Origin of the sequence: Arthrobacter sp. lap29, from assembly GCF_032458965.1 — a bacterium.
GTDB lineage: Bacteria > Actinomycetota > Actinomycetes > Actinomycetales > Micrococcaceae > Specibacter > Specibacter psychrochitiniphilus.
Genome location: NZ_JAUCEK010000001.1, coordinates 310,038 through 326,196, shown reverse-complemented (window position 1 = coordinate 326,196; position 16,159 = coordinate 310,038). Strand labels below are relative to the sequence as shown.

General features: G+C 59.1%; 17 protein-coding genes and 1 pseudogene. 6 read left to right on the top strand and 12 right to left on the bottom strand.

Annotated features, from left to right (window positions below; translation table 11 throughout):
- Positions 1-69: 69 nt before the first annotated feature.
- Together ftsX and ftsE are read right to left on the bottom strand one after the other, a co-directional pair.
- Positions 70-984, bottom strand: coding sequence for a permease-like cell division protein FtsX (ftsX, locus tag RY113_RS01440; RefSeq protein ID WP_110106575.1), 915 nt, complete (start codon positions 982-984; stop codon positions 70-72).
- Positions 981-1,892: a cell division ATP-binding protein FtsE gene (gene ftsE / locus RY113_RS01435; RefSeq protein WP_315913053.1), complete on the bottom strand. Its 912-nt coding sequence runs from the start codon at positions 1,890-1,892 to the stop codon at positions 981-983. The genes ftsX and ftsE overlap by 4 nt, the downstream gene beginning before the upstream one ends.
- A 556-nt stretch (positions 1,893-2,448) precedes the next feature.
- Here ftsE and RY113_RS01430 point away from each other — a divergent pair.
- Entirely contained in the window at positions 2,449-3,417 is a 969-nt protein-coding gene (locus RY113_RS01430) for a hypothetical protein (protein ID WP_315913052.1), read from the top strand.
- A gap of 33 nt (positions 3,418-3,450) precedes the next feature.
- Here RY113_RS01430 and RY113_RS01425 read toward each other — a convergent pair whose 3' ends face one another.
- The 10 genes from RY113_RS01425 to RY113_RS01380 form a co-directional block, all read right to left on the bottom strand.
- A complete protein-coding gene (locus RY113_RS01425; protein ID WP_315913051.1) occupies positions 3,451-4,248 on the bottom strand; it encodes a VanW family protein in 798 nt (265 codons plus the stop codon).
- 212 nt (positions 4,249-4,460) lie between these two features.
- Positions 4,461-5,579 (bottom strand): peptide chain release factor 2, encoded by a 1,119-nt coding sequence (prfB, locus tag RY113_RS01420; protein WP_315913050.1) that lies wholly within the window; start codon positions 5,577-5,579, stop codon positions 4,461-4,463.
- A gap of 68 nt (positions 5,580-5,647) precedes the next feature.
- Complete coding sequence (locus RY113_RS01415; protein WP_245932213.1) at positions 5,648-6,121, bottom strand: pilus assembly protein TadG-related protein; 474 nt, start codon at positions 6,119-6,121, stop codon at positions 5,648-5,650.
- A complete protein-coding gene (locus RY113_RS01410) occupies positions 6,118-6,570 on the bottom strand; it encodes a hypothetical protein (protein ID WP_315913049.1) in 453 nt (150 codons plus the stop codon). The genes RY113_RS01415 and RY113_RS01410 overlap by 4 nt, the downstream gene beginning before the upstream one ends.
- A complete protein-coding gene (locus RY113_RS01405) occupies positions 6,551-6,898 on the bottom strand; it encodes a TadE/TadG family type IV pilus assembly protein (RefSeq protein ID WP_315913345.1) in 348 nt (115 codons plus the stop codon). The genes RY113_RS01410 and RY113_RS01405 overlap by 20 nt, the downstream gene beginning before the upstream one ends.
- A gap of 26 nt (positions 6,899-6,924) precedes the next feature.
- Positions 6,925-7,155 (bottom strand): hypothetical protein, encoded by a 231-nt coding sequence (locus tag RY113_RS01400; RefSeq protein ID WP_245932227.1) that lies wholly within the window; start codon positions 7,153-7,155, stop codon positions 6,925-6,927.
- Positions 7,156-7,321: 166 nt separating this feature from the next.
- On the bottom strand, positions 7,322-8,260 hold the full coding sequence (locus RY113_RS01395) for a type II secretion system F family protein (RefSeq protein WP_315913048.1): 939 nt from the start codon (positions 8,258-8,260) through the stop codon (positions 7,322-7,324).
- Complete coding sequence (locus RY113_RS01390; RefSeq protein WP_110106568.1) at positions 8,257-9,111, bottom strand: type II secretion system F family protein; 855 nt, start codon at positions 9,109-9,111, stop codon at positions 8,257-8,259. Before RY113_RS01390 ends, RY113_RS01395 begins: the two co-directional genes overlap by 4 nt.
- Positions 9,111-10,334, bottom strand: a complete 1,224-nt coding sequence (locus RY113_RS01385) for an ATPase, T2SS/T4P/T4SS family (RefSeq protein WP_315913046.1) — start codon at positions 10,332-10,334, stop codon at positions 9,111-9,113. The genes RY113_RS01390 and RY113_RS01385 overlap by 1 nt, the downstream gene beginning before the upstream one ends.
- Positions 10,335-10,463: 129 nt before the next feature.
- Positions 10,464-12,569 carry an acyltransferase family protein gene (locus RY113_RS01380; RefSeq protein ID WP_315913044.1) on the bottom strand — a complete coding sequence of 702 codons (2,106 nt, stop codon included), beginning with the start codon at positions 12,567-12,569 and terminating at the stop codon, positions 10,464-10,466.
- Positions 12,570-12,806: 237 nt separating this feature from the next.
- On the opposite strand from RY113_RS01380, the gene RY113_RS01375 reads away from it, so the two are divergent.
- The 5 genes and pseudogenes from RY113_RS01375 to RY113_RS01355 all read left to right on the top strand — a co-directional run bounded on the left by RY113_RS01375 (position 12,807) and on the right by RY113_RS01355 (position 15,996).
- Positions 12,807-13,409 (top strand): IspD/TarI family cytidylyltransferase, encoded by a 603-nt coding sequence (locus RY113_RS01375; RefSeq protein ID WP_315913043.1) that lies wholly within the window; start codon positions 12,807-12,809, stop codon positions 13,407-13,409.
- On the top strand, positions 13,409-13,747 hold the full coding sequence (locus RY113_RS01370; protein ID WP_315913041.1) for a hypothetical protein: 339 nt from the start codon (positions 13,409-13,411) through the stop codon (positions 13,745-13,747). The genes RY113_RS01375 and RY113_RS01370 overlap by 1 nt, the downstream gene beginning before the upstream one ends.
- A pseudogene (locus RY113_RS01365) lies at positions 13,714-14,232 on the top strand (SDR family NAD(P)-dependent oxidoreductase). Before RY113_RS01370 ends, RY113_RS01365 begins: the two are co-directional and overlap by 34 nt.
- On the top strand, positions 14,229-14,924 hold the full coding sequence (locus RY113_RS01360; protein ID WP_315913040.1) for a LicD family protein: 696 nt from the start codon (positions 14,229-14,231) through the stop codon (positions 14,922-14,924). Before RY113_RS01365 ends, RY113_RS01360 begins: the two are co-directional and overlap by 4 nt.
- The gene (locus tag RY113_RS01355) at positions 14,890-15,996 is read left to right on the top strand and encodes a class I SAM-dependent methyltransferase (RefSeq protein ID WP_315913039.1); all 1,107 of its coding nucleotides are present in this window, start codon (positions 14,890-14,892) and stop codon (positions 15,994-15,996) included. The genes RY113_RS01360 and RY113_RS01355 overlap by 35 nt, the downstream gene beginning before the upstream one ends.
- The last annotated feature ends 163 nt before the right edge of the window (positions 15,997-16,159 follow it).

The window sequence follows — 16,159 nt, the reverse complement described above, 5'->3', positions numbered from 1 at the left end:
GCTCCTTGACGATTGACACTAACAACTCCAGTCACAGGGGCCTCCTCGGTAACAAGGCCCCTACCTACCTTACACTTTGAGATTTTTACGCAACGAAACGGCTGATGCGATGCCTGCCAAGACGATTCCCAGCAGTATCAGGACCGGGTAGATCACAAAGGCATCAGCCGTTGAGATGTAGGGGGTTCCGGAACTGGAAGAGGCCAGGTAACCGCCAAAGAAGAAGTGCACAATGGACCAGACCGCGCCTGAGGCCAAAAGCGCCCCTATTGTGGCTGCAATGACACCTTCCAGCACAAAGGGTAGCTGGATGACAGTCCGTGAGGCGCCCACCAGGCGCATGATTTCAATCTCTCGCGTTCGCGATTGTGCCGACAGTCTGATGGTGGTGGCAATCAGCAGCGCCGCACAAATGGTCATGAGAGCAGCAACTCCCATGGCCACATAGGTGGCAATGTTCATCCAGGAGAACAGCTTATTCAGCACCTTGCGCTGATCCACCACGGAATCCACGCCCGGGGTTGCTGCGAAGGTCTCGTTGATGATCTGGTACTTCGTCGGATCAGTCAGCTTGATGCGGTATGAGGATGGCAAGTTGGCAGCTTCCACCGAGTCCACCATGGGTGAGTTGGCAAACTGCTCCTGGAAGTGGCCCAGCGCCTCCTCCTGGGACTCAAACGTCCATGTCTCCACATAAGGCTTCACAGCCGGTGATTCCAGCAGATCCTCAATGGTTGTCTTCTGCTCATCCGTGACCGGGCCGGAAACGCAGTTGGTGTTCGCAGGAATGTCGGTACACAGGTAAATGGTGACCTGGACCTTGTCATACCAAAATCCTTTGAGCTGGCCAATCTGCATCTGCAAGAGTCCGGCCGTTCCCACGAACGTCAGCGACACAAACGTCACCAGAATCACTGAAATGACCATCGTCAGGTTGCGGCGCAGGCCACTTCCCAACTCGCTCATAATGAAGGCAAGTCTCACTTTTTGTTCCCGTCATTCATCTCATCGGCAGGCGTTGGCGCCGCTTCCCCCAGCGGCGTTCCCAGCTTGCGTTCAAGGCGTGGCGGCATGCTCTCCTCCGTGGAAGTGCCGTCCTCTGCTGCCGCGGCAGTTGCTGCGCGGCGACGGCGGGTCATGGGTTCGGCGTCGTCCGTCTTGAAGGGGACCACAGCGGGTCCCGCGGCGCCTGCTTGCACCACCGGAATCGCGGAGGTGTAAAGGGCTGTAGCCTCATCCCGGACCACTTGGCCATGGTGGAGCTCGATGACTCGCTTGCGCATGGTGTTGACAATGTCATCGTCGTGCGTGGCCATGACCACCGTGGTGCCGTTTTGGTTGATCCGGTCCAGGATGGCCATGATGCCGGCACTGGTGATGGGATCCAAGTTTCCTGTGGGCTCATCGGCCAGCAGGATTCCTGGCTGGTTCACGATGGCGCGGGCAATGGCCACACGCTGCTGCTCACCACCGGAGAGTTCCGTGGGTGTGCGGTGCGCCTTATCTTCCAGGCCCACCAGTTCCAGCACGCGCGGCACCTCAGACTTGATGGCGGCCCGGTTCTTGCCCAGCACCTGCATGGCATAGGCCACATTGGCGAACACGGTCTTAGTCTGGATCAGGCGGAAGTCCTGGAACACCACGCCAATGCCGCGGCGGAACTTGGGCACGCGCCAGCTGGGGACGTTGGCAACATTCTGTCCGGCAACGTAAATCTGCCCGTGTGGTGTCCGGTATTCGCGCAAAATCAAGCGCAGCAGGGTTGACTTGCCGGAACCGGAGGAGCCCACCAGGAACACAAACTCGCCGCGTTCCACATCGAAGGAGACGTCGTCGAGCGCAGGTTTATCCTTGCGATCGTAAGCTATGCTCACATTTTCAAAACGAATCATGACTTTTTCATTGCCCGGCCAGCGCAATTCGCTGGCATGCTGGCGTCCGGGCAGGTGTTTGGGGGAAGAAGCCGCCAGCTTAACGACTATAGGCGTGTGGCCGCGCTATTGCTGGTTCCACAGCGGTGTGTCGAGGTTGGGGGTTGCTGTGAATCCGGGGCGGGGTGCCGAGGCACCGGCTTCAGGCTTCTCACTGCGGCCGGCCCGCTCCCCGGGACGCGGCCACGTTTCCGCGAGAACGGGGCCAAGCCGGGCGAACGCTGCTGAGAGAAGGGGACCGGGCTGCGTATACTCCCGAAACCGGTGTCACCCCGCAAGAACGGCGTTTCTTGAGGGGTGGTTCGCGGGTTGGCCCCGTTTGAGTTCAATTCCCGCGGGGAAGCCCTTTCTGTTCCTCTGACATTCACGCCCCTGCCATGTCAAGGTATAGCTTCTGCGGTGTGGACAAGGAAGAAGCTGATGATTTCACGCGGCATACTGGCTACGTTGTCCACAGAATGGGTGGTTTCAACAAAGTCTCCTTGAAAACGTCCTAACGCATCAACAGACTCGGGGCATGGAACAGAACAAATTGGAGCGACGATTGGTTCAGGCCTGGCCAGCGTTCTATCAGGTTGCCACTTCTGCCCAGCTGGCCGAAGCGGGCTTTGGCGAACGATTGCTCGCCACCGCTTTGGACCGGAGACTAGTTTTCAGACTGCGGAAGGGTGCTTACGTGCGAGCCGCACACTGGGCAGCGTTGAAGCCCTGGGACAAGGACAAACTGCGGATCCTGGCGCACATCATGACGGTCCGGGGCGAACCCGTCTACTCGTACTTCACGGCCGCGCGGCTGCACGGGCTGTTCATCTGGAACAGTGATGCCCGCATTCATGTCACCGGGGCATCGGCCAGCTCCGGGACAAGCGGTGCCAGGGACGTTGTCCAACACCACGAGGCTGTGCCCGTCACGGATTCCCATTCGTTGCTTCTGCGCACCGGCATGTCCGTGACTGTAACAACGTTGGAGCGCACGGTCGTTGATTGTGCAAGGGCAGGCGGATTCGCAGAAGCAGTAATAATTGGTGACCATGCACTGTCCAAGGGAGCCCGGATGGCGGTCATGTTGGCCTTGGTCGATTCGATGCCGGGGCGCCGCGGCGTTCGCAAGGCGCGCCGGGTGCTGCATTCATTGGACGGTCTTTCGGAATCACCGGGCGAGAGCAGGACCCGGTTGATCATTGCCGGCATGGCCATTGACCAGCCAGTCCTGCAAAAGGAACTTCTTGCGGGTGGCAGGATCTATCGCCCTGATTTTCTCTGGGAAAGGCAAAAGTTGATCGTCGAGTTTGACGGCGATATCAAGTACTTCGCCTATGAACGCACCGACAAGGTCATCTTGGAGGAACGGAAGCGCGAAAAGCGGCTCATGGAATTGGGTTGGCGTTTCGTCCGGCTCGAATGGAAGGACCTTGCCAACCCGCAGGAAATGAAGCGGCGGATCCTGGCAATGTACAACGCACCATTTCTGGCTGCCGTCGCCTAACGGGGAGCGCCTACGCTTTATCCGCAAGTCTAGTTACTCATAATAATTGCACACGCGATTATTATTCCCCGGGCCACCCGGCAGCGCGACCTTAGCTGTGCGAGGCCTCGCACTCCGGGTGGACCCGTCTTTAGCAATCTCATTGCCCGTGCGTTTGTCGATGACGCTGCGGTAGACCTTGTTGCGCCGGTACACGTCCTTCCCCACTTCCTGGAAATGGGAGTCTGTTTCTTTGACATGGACCTTCACGCCCAGTGGTTCACTGGCGCGCAGTTCTCCGCGCAGGTATTCCTCGGTCACCGAAACCCTGACCTGGAAGGTGGTCTCCGTGGGGTTGTACACCCGGTAGTCCAGATAGTTGTAGACAATGGAGGTTCCCGTGCCAAACGGAATTTGCCGGTTGAAATCGGGGAACAAGTCGATGCCACCATGGTGGTGGTGTTCCACAATGTCCAACGGGCTATGCAGCACCATCCAGTGCAGCAGGTTGGTGAACTGGCATAGGCCCCCACCAATCCCGGAGGATGGGCCGTTGCTACTGACGGTCATGCCCGTCTTGTAACCCTTCTTCTCCGAGCAATGCCCCACTAGGTGCCAGAAGGAAAATGTTTCGCCGGGCTTGATCAGGATCCCGTCCACATGCGGCGCGGCCAAGCCCAGGCTGACAGCCTTGTTTTCCTGCAGCGCCGCATCCACATTTCCCAGTTTACGCCGGATGAGGGAATTGTGCTTGTACACGACCACCGGTAGGTCCTGTTGCCCGCGGGTGGAGGCCAGCGTTAACAGGCGGATGAAATCGCGCAGCGTGCGTTGGGCGATCTGCCGTTTCACGGCGAGGGCATAGGTCAACGGGGATATGTCGCCAAACAGCTTCCGACCCAAATTCCCATTTCCCCACCATGGCTGCAAGCACGCAGCCACCCCATGCTGTCCGGAAGCACCGGAGGCTTCCGGGCCGTGTGACAGAGTAACGCCAGTCACGTTACTGCTGGCGGCCACCCTGCCACAGCTGTGCGGCAATTGTGACGGGGAATTCGAAAGGTCTAGTGCTTTTCGGCGTTTCGCTGATCGGCGCGCCAGCGGATTCCGGCGTCTATGAAGTCATCAATCTCACCGTCCAGCACGGAGCCAGCGTTGCCCACCTCGTGCTCGGTGCGCAGGTCCTTGACCATTTGGTAGGGGTTCAGTACGTAGGAACGCATCTGATCCCCCCACGAGGCCTTGACATCACCGGCCATGGCCTTCTTGGTGGCGTCTTCCTCAGCCTTCTTCAGCAGCAGCAGGCGCGATTGCAGCACGCGCATGGCGGCCGCCCGGTTCTGGATCTGCGACTTCTCGTTCTGCATGGACACCACGGTGCCGGTGGGAAGGTGGGTCAGGCGTACGGCGGAGTCGGTGGTGTTCACGGACTGCCCGCCCGGACCTGAGGAGCGGAAAACATCCACCCGGATCTCGTTATCCGGGATCTCAATGCTGTCCGTTGATTCGATCAGCGGGATGACCTCCACGGCGGCGAACGAGGTTTGGCGGCGGCCCTGGTTATCGAAGGGGCTGATGCGCACCAGGCGGTGCGTGCCGGCCTCAACGCTGAGTGTGCCAAAGGCGTACGGAGCCTTGACCTCGAACGTGGCGGATTTCAGCCCGGCTTCTTCCGCGTAGGAGGTGTCAAGAACCGCTGTAGGGTATCCGTGGCGTTCGGCCCAGCGCAGGTACATGCGCAACAGCATTTGGGCGAAGTCGGCAGCATCCACGCCACCAGCGCCGGAACGGATGGTGATGACGGCTTCACGCTCATCGTATTCACCAGCGAGCAGAGTCACGATTTCCAAATCCTGAAGGGACTTCTGCAACGCGGCGAGATCCTTGACAGCTTCGGTGAGGGAATCGGCGTCGCCCTCTTCCTGAGCCAGCTGCACAAGGACCTCAAGATCATCGATCCGGGATTCCAGGGAACGCAGCTTCTCCAGCTTGGACTGGGCATGGCTGAGCTTTGAGGTGACTATCTGCGCGGCTGCGGGATCATCCCAGAGGTTGGGCGAACCAGCCTGGTCAGATAAATCCTCAATGTTTTCCATGAGTTTCTCCACTTCGGAGACCTGCTCGATGGAAGTGTAGGTTGCGCGTAGGGCCCGGAGTTCTGCGGGAAAGTCAATCTCTGCCATGATATTCAAGCCTACGGCATTGGCAGGGCTGCATGCGGCCGGCCCCAGCGCGGGCGTCACAGCACTTTTCACAGCACCAAGTTGGCCCGTGCTGTGCTGCTGACACTGATACTGATCCCCTCCGGGACCAGGAAGTTGATAAAGAGGGGATGGACGACGGCGCTCACCCCCACCACCGCTGTTCTACCGTCCCCCACACCGGTGGCCGAATCCAGGACAATGTTGCCCAAACCCTCCGGGGAGCCGATCCCGGCAAGGTAATCCTGGGCTGCCCCGAGAACGCTGTGAGCGGTGAGCAAGGTCCCGGGATCAGCGGTGGCACTGCCTCCGCTGAGTTCAAAGGTATCCGCGGCTGCGAGCGCAGCGCCGTCTGCAATGGACAGCAGCTTCTTGTGCCCTAGGTAGATGCTGCCGGCCGCTGCCACCACGGTGACTACCAACAGGCTGATCAGGACGTAGCCGATCAATAGGATCATGACGTGTCCGGTTTCTTCTCCGGTGTTGGTTGTTGGAGATGTTTCAGTTTTCCTGCGGGTTTTCATTTGTAGCGTCCCACCTTTTGCTGGGCAGTGGATTCCACCGTGGCGGCCGTGGCATTGACTCCTGGCAGCGAGCCCACCACGGGCAGTTCCACTGTGAGCTGCACGTGGGCGCGGACTATGGCTCCGGCGGTGGAACAGCCGGGATCGCAGGTAATGGACAGAGTTGCAGCATCGGGGTCAAAGCCCATGTCCGCTACGGCCAGCCGCACGGCACGCTCAGCGGCTTGGTGTGCGGAGGGGAGGTCCTTGTGTAAAACGAACACTTTGGCGGCTTGATCTGCGGCCCCCACTGCCGCATATGCTCCGCCTTGGAGCTGTCCCACCGTCAGAATCAGGTAAGCCACGGGCACCATGAGCAGCACCGCGAGAAAGATGAACTCAATAATGGCGCTGCCTTCTTCTGATTTAGCGCCGGGCGGCGGCTTTGCTTCAACGGGTGATGACGGCATGGCCTGTCATCTCCAGGGATCGTGCCGGTCCGAAGAGTCCTATCAACGGCAAGGGAGCATTGAGCGAGACTTGGAGAATATCCAGGCCGTCCTGTGTGTCAATGCTGACGGACACGTCCTGGACATAGCCGGGCCCCAGGGCAGCATCCATAAGGTGGATGGCCCGGTCCTTGGCATCGGCCGCGGTCCTATCCCCCAAGGCACCGTATCTGGCAGCGGATGAGGCGGCATCAGCCAGAGTGTTGCGCACGTGCAGCACCAACGCCAGCTGGAGCAGGGCCACAAAGATCACAGTCACCAACGCTCCCACCAGAACAAAGTCGACCACCGCAGCCCCGGTTTCCCGCACCGAAGCTAAGGCTGAACTTGTTCCATGGCTTGGTTGAACAGGCCCTCCAGTGCGGGCCCGGCGATGGCCAGCAACCCGGCCACCAGAACGGCGCTCATGAGGGTTATTAAAACCCACCCGGGCACGTCTCCTTGGCTTCTGCCAGTAGCTGGGCGCAGGGCCAGTGGCAGGGACAACCGGTAGTTGGCCCGCTGCCACTGCCGTACCAAGTACTCCCTCGCCACACTGATCCACATCCTCGCGCGGACGTGTAGCCCGCCGCTGAACGTCATCACTGCCCTGAACCGCGCCGTTGCCCTTTCCCTGGCCTTGTTGAAAACGTGCATGATGTTTCCTCTCCTTTTGCTGATGCTGTTGTTTTGCTAAAGTCTTTCCTCCGCGTGTAGTCCCGTGTCTGCCCATCTAGAAACCAAACTGCAGCAGGGCCAGGCCGGGAAAGACGGCGAAAACAACTGTCAGCGGCAGCACCCCGAAGATCAGTGGCACCATCATGCCGATTTCCTTGCGTCCCGCCGATTCCATCAGCTCACGCTTGGCTACGTCCCTCACATCCTGAGCCTGTGCCCGTAGTACCTCGGCCAGCGGGGTGCCCCTATTGATGGCCACACTGATGCCGTCCACAAACCGGGCCAGGGCCGGCACATTGACTCTGGCCGAGAATTGGTTCAGGGCTTCTACTAGCGGCATCCCCGTCCGTGTTTGAGCCAGGACCGCGCCAAATTCGGCAGAAAGCACCCCGGATGAGGACCGGGCCACCCGGTCCAGCGCACTGACGGCGCTCTCCCCCGCACCCACCGCTAAAGCCATCAGCTCTGCGAGCGCCGGGAATTCTGCCAGCATGCGGGCCTGCCGGCGCTGGATCCGTGAGCTCAGAAGGTAGTCATACAACACGTACCCGCCCATCATGGGCCCCACAGAGAGCACCACAGCGCCCAGAAGATTCAGGCGGCCCTGCCACAGTAAAAACAGGGCCAGCAGCACCCCTAAAAGCAGCCCCACCCCGGCAACAAGCAACTGTGCGGCGCGGAATTCCAGAGCACTCTCTTGCCGCCCAGCCTGTGCAAGACGGGCACTGAGTCCGTGAACACTGATATTGCTCCGGCTAAGTCTCTGCACAGCATCCTTGAGCACCAGGCGCGCAATACGCTCCAGTGGGCCAAAGAGCGGCACTTGTTCTTCCTTCTCCAGAAGCCGGGAACGCCTGGAAGCCGTCAGCAATTGAGGTTCCACACGTTGGGCAAAGCTGGGCCGACGCATGGCAGGAAGCCGCACCAACGTCAGCCATAGCCCGGCCCCCAGGACAAGCCCGACGCCGGTCACCAGCAGCAGCTGCCCCGTCATTGCAGCACCCGCTGTTCCTCTGGCAACGCCCCAATGCGCAGCATGATCCGGTAGCAAACCACGGAGAGCACAAGGCCCCCTCCCAGTACCGCCCACCCGGGCGCTGAGTTATACGCGCCAATGGCTTCGGGGCGCGTGGCCATGAGCATCAGTACAATCCAAGGCGCGGCTACGGCCAGGCGGGCTGCATTGACCGTCCATGACTGCCGGGCTTCAAGTTCGCTCCGGGTTCTGGCGTGGTCCCGCAGGAATTCGGAGAGCGTGCCCAGCAGTTTGCCCAAGTCGGAGCCGCCAACATCGCGCGTGAGACGCAACGCCTCAATGATCCTGTCCGCAACGGGATCGGCCAATGATCCTTTGAGTCTTTGCAAGGCGCTTTCGAAGTGCCCGGTGGCCCGGTAATCGGCACCAAAGGCTTTGAATTCTTCACGGAGTTGGAGCGGACCCTTGCTCCCCAGCTGAGTCAGAGCTTCGGGAAGTGAAAGCCCGGCTCTGATGGCTGAGCGTAAATGGTCCACAACGTCAGGCCAGAGATCGCGCATGACTGCCGCCCGGCGTCGTGCGCGCATCGCCAGCAGCGCAAAGGGCAGGTAGGCGCTGAACAAGCCAAAGCACAAGGCTATGGCCGGGGCGCGCGTCAGCACCACAACAATCAGGACCACCACCACGGCAAACACGGCGGTGCTGACCAGCAGGGAGGCAGGGCTGACTTGAGGAACGCCGGCCCGGTGGAGCAATGAGGCCACCTTATTACCCCGGACCGGGACAGCGCTGCGGGCAGGTTCACTCCAGCAGGCCATCCAGATCAGGAACATCCCCAGGCCTGCCAGCAGCCCGAGGACCGCGGACATTAGGACTCCCCCATCAAGGCAGCCACGTTGTAGCCTGCCGCTGCGAACTTCTCAGGAGCCGGCATAGCGGTGTCCGAGGCTTCCAGCCGGCCGTTGACCGTGTCAAAGACGAGGCTCGATTCGATGATGCCGTTTTCCACACGGCGGCCCAGGGCCAGGATTTGCCCCACGGACCGCCGCCCGTTGGGGGCTCGGACGCAGTGCACCACCAGGTCTATACAGGCCGCCACTGTTGGCAGGACGAAGGCGGCCGTGATGTTCTCTCCTGCGAGAAGCGGGAGGGTGCAAATCTTCACCACGGCGTCATGCGCAGAGTTGGCATGGACCGAGGCCATCCCGGGAAGACCACTATTTAGGGCGATCAGCATGTCCAGGCTTTCCGCCTCACGCACCTCACCCACAATGAGCCGGTCCGGGCGCATGCGCAGTGCCTCCTTGACGAGGCGGCGCAGCGGGATCTCGCCCATGCCCTCGAGGTTGGGTTGGCGGCATTGCAGCCCCACCACGTCGCGCAGGGGAAGCTTCAGCTCGAATATTTCCTCGACGGTAACCACACGCTCGCGGGAACCAATACCGGAGGCCAAACAGTTCAGCAGTGTGGTTTTACCAGCCTGGGTTGCGCCCGAGACCAGGATGTTCAGCCCGCTGCTGACGGCTGCCCCCAAAAAACGTGCCGCCTGTGGTGTGAGGGAACCCAGCTCCACCAGATGGTCCAGGCGGCTGGCCCGGGCAGTGAACTTGCGGATGTTCACGGCCCAATGGGTTTGGGTGATGTCCGGGATCACCACGTGCAGCCGGCTGCCGTCCGGTAGGGCGGCGTCCACGAACGGACTGCTCAAATCCAGCCGGCGGCCAGAACTTTTCAGCATCCGTTCCATCAGGTCACGCACTTGCTCTGCGGTGAAGGCCAGATCGGTGAGCTCAGATTCGCCGTGCCTAGCCACAAACACCTGGTCCGGGGCATTGAGCCAAATTTCCTCTATGTCCGGATCTTCAAGGAGTGGTTGCAGTGCACCGAAACCGGCGACGGCGTTGAACACCGTCAGCTTGGCATCGGCAGCTTGGGCGAGGGCTGGGACCGCACCGAGTAGGGAGCGCTCGCCATAATCGTTGACCGCTGCCTCAACCAAGGCACGGACTTCCATGCCCTGCCTCAGCGGGTCAAGACCTTTACGGCGGATGAGTTCCCGGACTTCATCCTCAACTTGTGTCAGCGCATCCAATCAGACCACGTCCGCCCCTTTGCGGTGTTCGCCCTTGCCAATGGTCAGGAGCCTAGACCCGTTCAATAGGGACGCGCTAGGGGCAATCGTGTGGCTGTGGATAAGTAGGGGCTACAGCCCAGATCTGGGCTACTTGACGTCCCACCCCGTTGAAGCAGCAATCCGTTGACCAAGGGCCGGAGCCATGGTTCGGGCGTAATCCCACGTGAGGTGGTTGTTGTCCAGATATACCAGAGTGTTTCCAGCCACCGCGAAACAGGTGCCGTCCTTGCAGTACTGGTCCGTGAGATCGATCATGTGGGCGCCGTCGATCCGGTTGAGCGGATCGGCCGGATCGCTTTCAGCCAGATGTGTAGCCTGTTCGAAGGTACAGGCATCGGCCCCTGATTTTGCAACACAGGCAGACTTGCTGTCGGCAAAGCGCGGATTATCCCGGACACCAATGACGTCTATGCCAGCCTGTGTGATCGTCTTGACTGCAGCTTCATATCCCAGGATAACGGTTTCGGCAGGTGAATCCGGGACGGCATCCGTGGACAGCGTGAAGACTGCATCCGGTTTCAGCTTGAGCACGTAGTCCATTGCGGCTTTGTTGAATGCTTGGCACTCGTCGCCCCTGCCAGATGGAGCGGATTCGCTTCCAAAATCACAGCCGCCTAAAAGCAGTGAAACTAGCTGCCAGTCATTGTTTTCGGCCACGGGAATCAATGCCCCCGCCAACTGCTCCGCATGCGAATCGCCAACAATCACTATAGTTTTCTTTGGTTTCGCAATGAAAGTAGTTTGATTGCACTTATCGGCCAATACCTTCTCAACAGGCAAGAATCCATCGGCACAATCATTGCCCAGATTAACCCACTGCTTATCAAGGGCAGTCAAGGCTGGGAGCATCGGCAGGTCAGGGTCTGCAGCATTCACGAACCCGGGCTGCAGTGAGACCGCACCGGGATAGTTCCTGAAGATTTCTGCTTGCGCGGCCTTAGCTTTGGCCTCCAACTCCATTTCTTTTGCGTGGACCTTGAACTGCCAGACAGTCAAGGGAGCAGCAACCAGGGCAACGCAGATGGCAATGACCAAAACTGCCCGACGCCGTTTCTGCTCGATCCACTTGCTGCGACGGATAGGCGTGTCTACAAGCTTCGTGGCGATGATGGCGGCCAGGATTGAAACAAGGATGATGACTGCGCCGGCCTTGGGACCTGCTTGTTCACGGCCAGTGAATACCAAGAAAAACACCAGCAACGGCCAGTGGAACAGGTACAGGGCATAAGAGCTGTCGCCGAGCTTTACCAGGGGCTTCCAGCTGAGGACCCTGTCGGCGCCCATCTTGCTGTCAGTGAAACCAGCCACAATGATGAAGGCCGCGGCGAGGGTTGGCCACAATGCCATGTAGCCAGGGAACTGTTGGCCAACCTGAAGAATGATGCCGCAGGAAAGCATCCCAACAACACCAATCCAACCCATGACTATACGGGTGACGCGTCCAAATGCCAGATATGGAAGGACCAGGGCAAGAAGTGAGCCCAGGGCAAATTCCCATAACCGGGTTCGGGTATCGAAGTAAGCGAATGCCTGGTTGTTGTTTGTGGAGATGATGGAGAACACAAGTGAGATGGCAAAAATAGCACCAAAGATGTACATCAGCACGGGCCGAATTTTCAGCTTGGCTTTCCACGCGACCAATGCCGCCGCTGCGAAAATCAAGGGCCACAAGATGAAAATCTGTCCTTGAATTGACAGCGACCAGAAGTGCTGAAGCGGGCTTGCCGCGCTGTGGTCGGTGGCGTAATAGTCAACCGCTTCTGATGCGAGGAACCAGTTTTGGTAGTAGAGCAAAGACGCCCACGTTTGCCCGAACATGCTTGTCCAGACCGTTTCCGGCAAGAGCACGCGGGCACCCACCAAGGATCCCAGTAGCGTCAAGACAATCATGGGCAGAAGGCGTTTGAATAAGTGCGCCCAGTACTTGAATAACTCAAGCGCCCGTCCGGACTCCAGCTTGCGGGTGAACTGGCCTGTCAGCAAGAAGGCCGAGATCAGCAGGAAGATGTCCACTCCGCCGGAAATGCGCCCGAACCAGACGTGGTATGTGACCACCATCAGTACGGCAACAGCCCGCAGTCCCTGTACTTCCGGCAGGAACTTGCGTTGATCATTGCGTTGCGGGCGCTTCCATGAGGCCCCGGCGCGCAGTTGCCTGCGGGTAGGATCGGCTTCACGTATGGCAAGCGACATTACAAAACACCTTCAGAGATTTGGTTGGATCCACACATGGATTCGGATAGCCCCCTAAGGAGTTTACCTGCCGTCCACCGCACATTGGTATTCCCGCCCAGTACGAGCGTCGCCGCAACATACCCGATTTTACCGACTGGGCTACGAGAAGTAGGGCAACTCACAGCTAAGCTGGATGGAAGTATTCGGGGCGGAATCGGCCGAGGTTCCTGCCAGTGTGAAGGTGGTTTGTAGCGCGTGGATTTGTTGATTCAGAAGCCTCTTCAGGGGGTTGTAGCCGTTATCCTTGCAGGAGGTGTTGGCTCCCGCATTGGCCTGCCGATTCCCAAACAACTGCTTCCCGTGGCTGGCCAAACATCGCTTGAACATACGTTGGCGGTCTTTGACAGTGCTCAGGGAATTGATTCCATCATCGTCATGATGGAGGCCACCCACATCCACGAAGCCGTGAAAATTCTCACATCCGGACGGTTCGCCAAGTTCAAGGCTGTGTATCCGGGCGGATCAACCCGCAATGACACCACCCGTGCTGCCTTAGATGCCATTGCGGACCCCGATACCAAGGTCCTTTTCCATGACGCCGGCCGGCCGCTCGTGGACCACCGCATCATCCAGGATTACATCGATGCGTTGGAGAACTACGACGCCGTAGAGGCTGCCATTTCCTCGGTGGATACCATCATTGAAGTCGATGCCGAGAATTGTATTACGGCAGTCCCGCGCCGCAGCACCCTGCGCCGCGGCCAAACCCCTCAAGCATTCCGCCGTGGCATCCTGTCCCGGCCTACCAAATTGCGGCCAGAGACCCAGCTTTCGAAGCTACCGACGATTTTTCCGTAGTGCTGAACTACCTGCCTGAAACGCCAATTTTCGTGGTCAACGGCAGTAACGCCAACATCAAGATCACAGAGCCAGTGGATATCCATATCGCCGACAAACTCTTCCAGCTGCGGGGCTTTTCCCATCCAAGTGGTGGTGCATCAGCTGCTGATCTCAATGGAATATCAATCGTTATTTTCGGTGCCAGCCATGGCATTGGTTTGGAATTGGCAAACCTCTTGACGAAAGCCGGAGCACACGTGCACGGCTTCAGCCGCAGTAGCACCGGCACCGACATCGCCCACCGCGAGGACAAACCGCAGCGCTGGATCAGGCCATCTCCACCAGCGGCCACATAGACCACGTCGTCCTGACGGCCGGGATCTTGCGCATAGGTCCTCTGACAGAGCTCACAGAAGAGGAGCTCACGGAATCACTGAATACAAACCTCACCGGGCCGATCCGGGTTGCACAGGCAAGCCATCCCCATCTGCAGGAAACCCGCGGCTCTCTGCTGTTTTACACTTCAAGTTCCTACACCCGAGGCAGAGCCAATTACTGAGTCTATTCAGCGACGAAGGCCGCCATTGTGAATCTGACCCAGGCTTTAGCGGACGAATGGTTCCTCGATGGGATCCGGGTCAATTGCATCAACCCGTCCCGCACTTCCACACCTATGCGCACGGAAGCGTTTGGCGACGAAGATCCCGCCACGCTTCTCACCAGCGACTTCGTTGCACAGGCCAGGGCAGCCGTACTTGCCTCTAAAGACTCCGGGCATGTGTTCGATCTTCGCCTGCCCCACAATGACCCCGCCCCAACTTTTGAAGAAGCAAACCAATGAATGAAACACTCACCGCCTCCACCACCAAACTCCAAGCGAAACTCCTCGGCAGTACTACCCCGGTAGACTCATTGGCCTATGTCTTTTTCGGGTGCCGGCGAATTTGGACATTTCGTGTGGGGCCAGGTCACTGGGATAACACGAGCAACATGTTCGACGTCGATTGGCCGGCAGCATTGGTTCCGAACCTCGCCGGGGTAAGCGGCGCCCGCCTCGAGATCCGCACCGAACCCGACCAACCGGCGTCGTACACGGCGGAGGGGACCGTGGACTTTGGCGGATCCGCAGAGGAACTCAAACTGGTGGACTCGCTGACCGGCTCCGATCTGGTGGTCAATAAGTGGGGGCGTCTTGCCCCATCTTTTGAAGCTGCCGATGAGGAACTGAAGCAAAACGTGCTGAAATCCGCGCATGATTTGATTTCGTACGTAAAGGAGACCCTAGGGCTGGAACTATTCCTCACAGGCGGCACCTTGCTCGGACAGGTGCGCGATGGGAAACTGATCAGCAGCGACGACGACGCCGATCTGGCTTATCTCAGCGCTCATGAAAACCCCAGCGATGTGGTCTTGGAGTCTTACGCCATTGAACGAGCACGGGCCGAGCACGGGCTGGAATCCGTTCGGCATTCCAGCGGCCATCTACAGGTTATGTTCGGTGGAAGCGAATACACCGACGGGTTCCACGTTTGACATCTTCATATATTTTGTCGCGAACGATTGGTTTTACGGCACGTTCCACGCGCGTGAGAAGGCGAAAGATCTGACCTTATATCCGCTGGGTACGCTGGAGCACAATGGCCTGAATCTGCCCGTCCCAGCCAACACCGAGCAAATGTTAACCGCCATTTACGGCCCTAGCTGGCACACCCCGGACCCTGCGTTCAGGTTTGTCACCCCGGAGTCACCCGGGCGGCGCTTTTATTGGTGGCTGAACCATTTTGACCAGTTCAGAGAAGATTGGGAGGACTTCCACCGCAGCTTGATCAGCACCGGCTCGGAACAAGAGACTTCATCACTCGCCCGGTGGCTGGGCACAGAGCTGGCACCCGGTTCAGCCTTACTGGAACTCGGCTGCGGACTCGGTACCGACTCCCAGTTCTTGGCCGATGCCGGTCACAGGGTTCTCGGCGTGGACTTCAGCCGTCCGGCCATTGCCCGGGGAGCCCGCATGGCCACCGAAAAACACGCCGGGGACAGCTCCACCGACGGATCTGTGCACTTTGAGGTGGCGAACGTCAACTCGATCCGCAATATTGCAGCTACCCTCAAGCACATGGTGGAACTTGCGTGCCCCGGCACCCCCGTTACAGTGGTCTCCCGAAACTTCTTCGACAACCTGCACTACCTGGGCCGCGACAACGCCCTGCTGGCAATTTCGCATCTACTAGACCGCGGAGGGCAAGCGTATTTGCAAGTGCGCAACCCTAAGATGGGTTTAGTATCCCGAGATCCACGTGAGCCAGTTGGCGAACAAATCTTCGACCCTTGGGAGTTCAGCGAGCGGCTAGCCCACTTTAGCCTTAACATCGTGGCAAACAACTTCCTCGTCGAGCCCGGTTCAGCCGGCACAACCCTCAGCTACATCCTTGGAAAGTATCCCCAAAAAATGAGCATCTTCAACGCACCAAAGAAAATCGCCCTAAACATTGTGGACAGCGTCAGCCCGTCATTTGGCCGGGGCCCGCGCAATGTGGCACACGCTCAAGGCTGGACCAGCTGGAGGGAGAAATTCGAGAATTGTGGAGCACAGCGGATACCTTGAACCGTGACCTCGACGAGTCCCGTCGGCTGAACCTGCGTGCCGCCGAGCTGATGGATATCACCTTCAGCGACTTGTCTAAATGACCAGACATGAACTGGTTTTGATCACTTTCCCTGTGCCTCATCGACGCTCAGTGGCCGTTGAAACACAGGGGACTAAGTCG

Coding starts and splice junctions, on each gene's coding strand:
- ftsE (WP_315913053.1), bottom strand. CDS start 1,892: ATGATTCGTTTTGAAAATGTGAGCATAGCTTACGATCGCAAGGATAAA.
- RY113_RS01430 (WP_315913052.1), top strand. CDS start 2,449: ATGGAACAGAACAAATTGGAGCGACGATTGGTTCAGGCCTGGCCAGCG.
- prfB (WP_315913050.1), bottom strand. CDS start 5,579: ATGGCAGAGATTGACTTTCCCGCAGAACTCCGGGCCCTACGCGCAACC.
- RY113_RS01415 (WP_245932213.1), bottom strand. CDS start 6,121: ATGAAAACCCGCAGGAAAACTGAAACATCTCCAACAACCAACACCGGA.
- RY113_RS01410 (WP_315913049.1), bottom strand. CDS start 6,570: ATGCCGTCATCACCCGTTGAAGCAAAGCCGCCGCCCGGCGCTAAATCA.
- RY113_RS01400 (WP_245932227.1), bottom strand. CDS start 7,155: ATGTGGATCAGTGTGGCGAGGGAGTACTTGGTACGGCAGTGGCAGCGG.
- RY113_RS01395 (WP_315913048.1), bottom strand. CDS start 8,260: ATGACGGGGCAGCTGCTGCTGGTGACCGGCGTCGGGCTTGTCCTGGGG.
- RY113_RS01390 (WP_110106568.1), bottom strand. CDS start 9,111: ATGTCCGCGGTCCTCGGGCTGCTGGCAGGCCTGGGGATGTTCCTGATC.
- RY113_RS01380 (WP_315913044.1), bottom strand. CDS start 12,569: ATGTCGCTTGCCATACGTGAAGCCGATCCTACCCGCAGGCAACTGCGC.
- RY113_RS01360 (WP_315913040.1), top strand. CDS start 14,229: ATGAATGAAACACTCACCGCCTCCACCACCAAACTCCAAGCGAAACTC.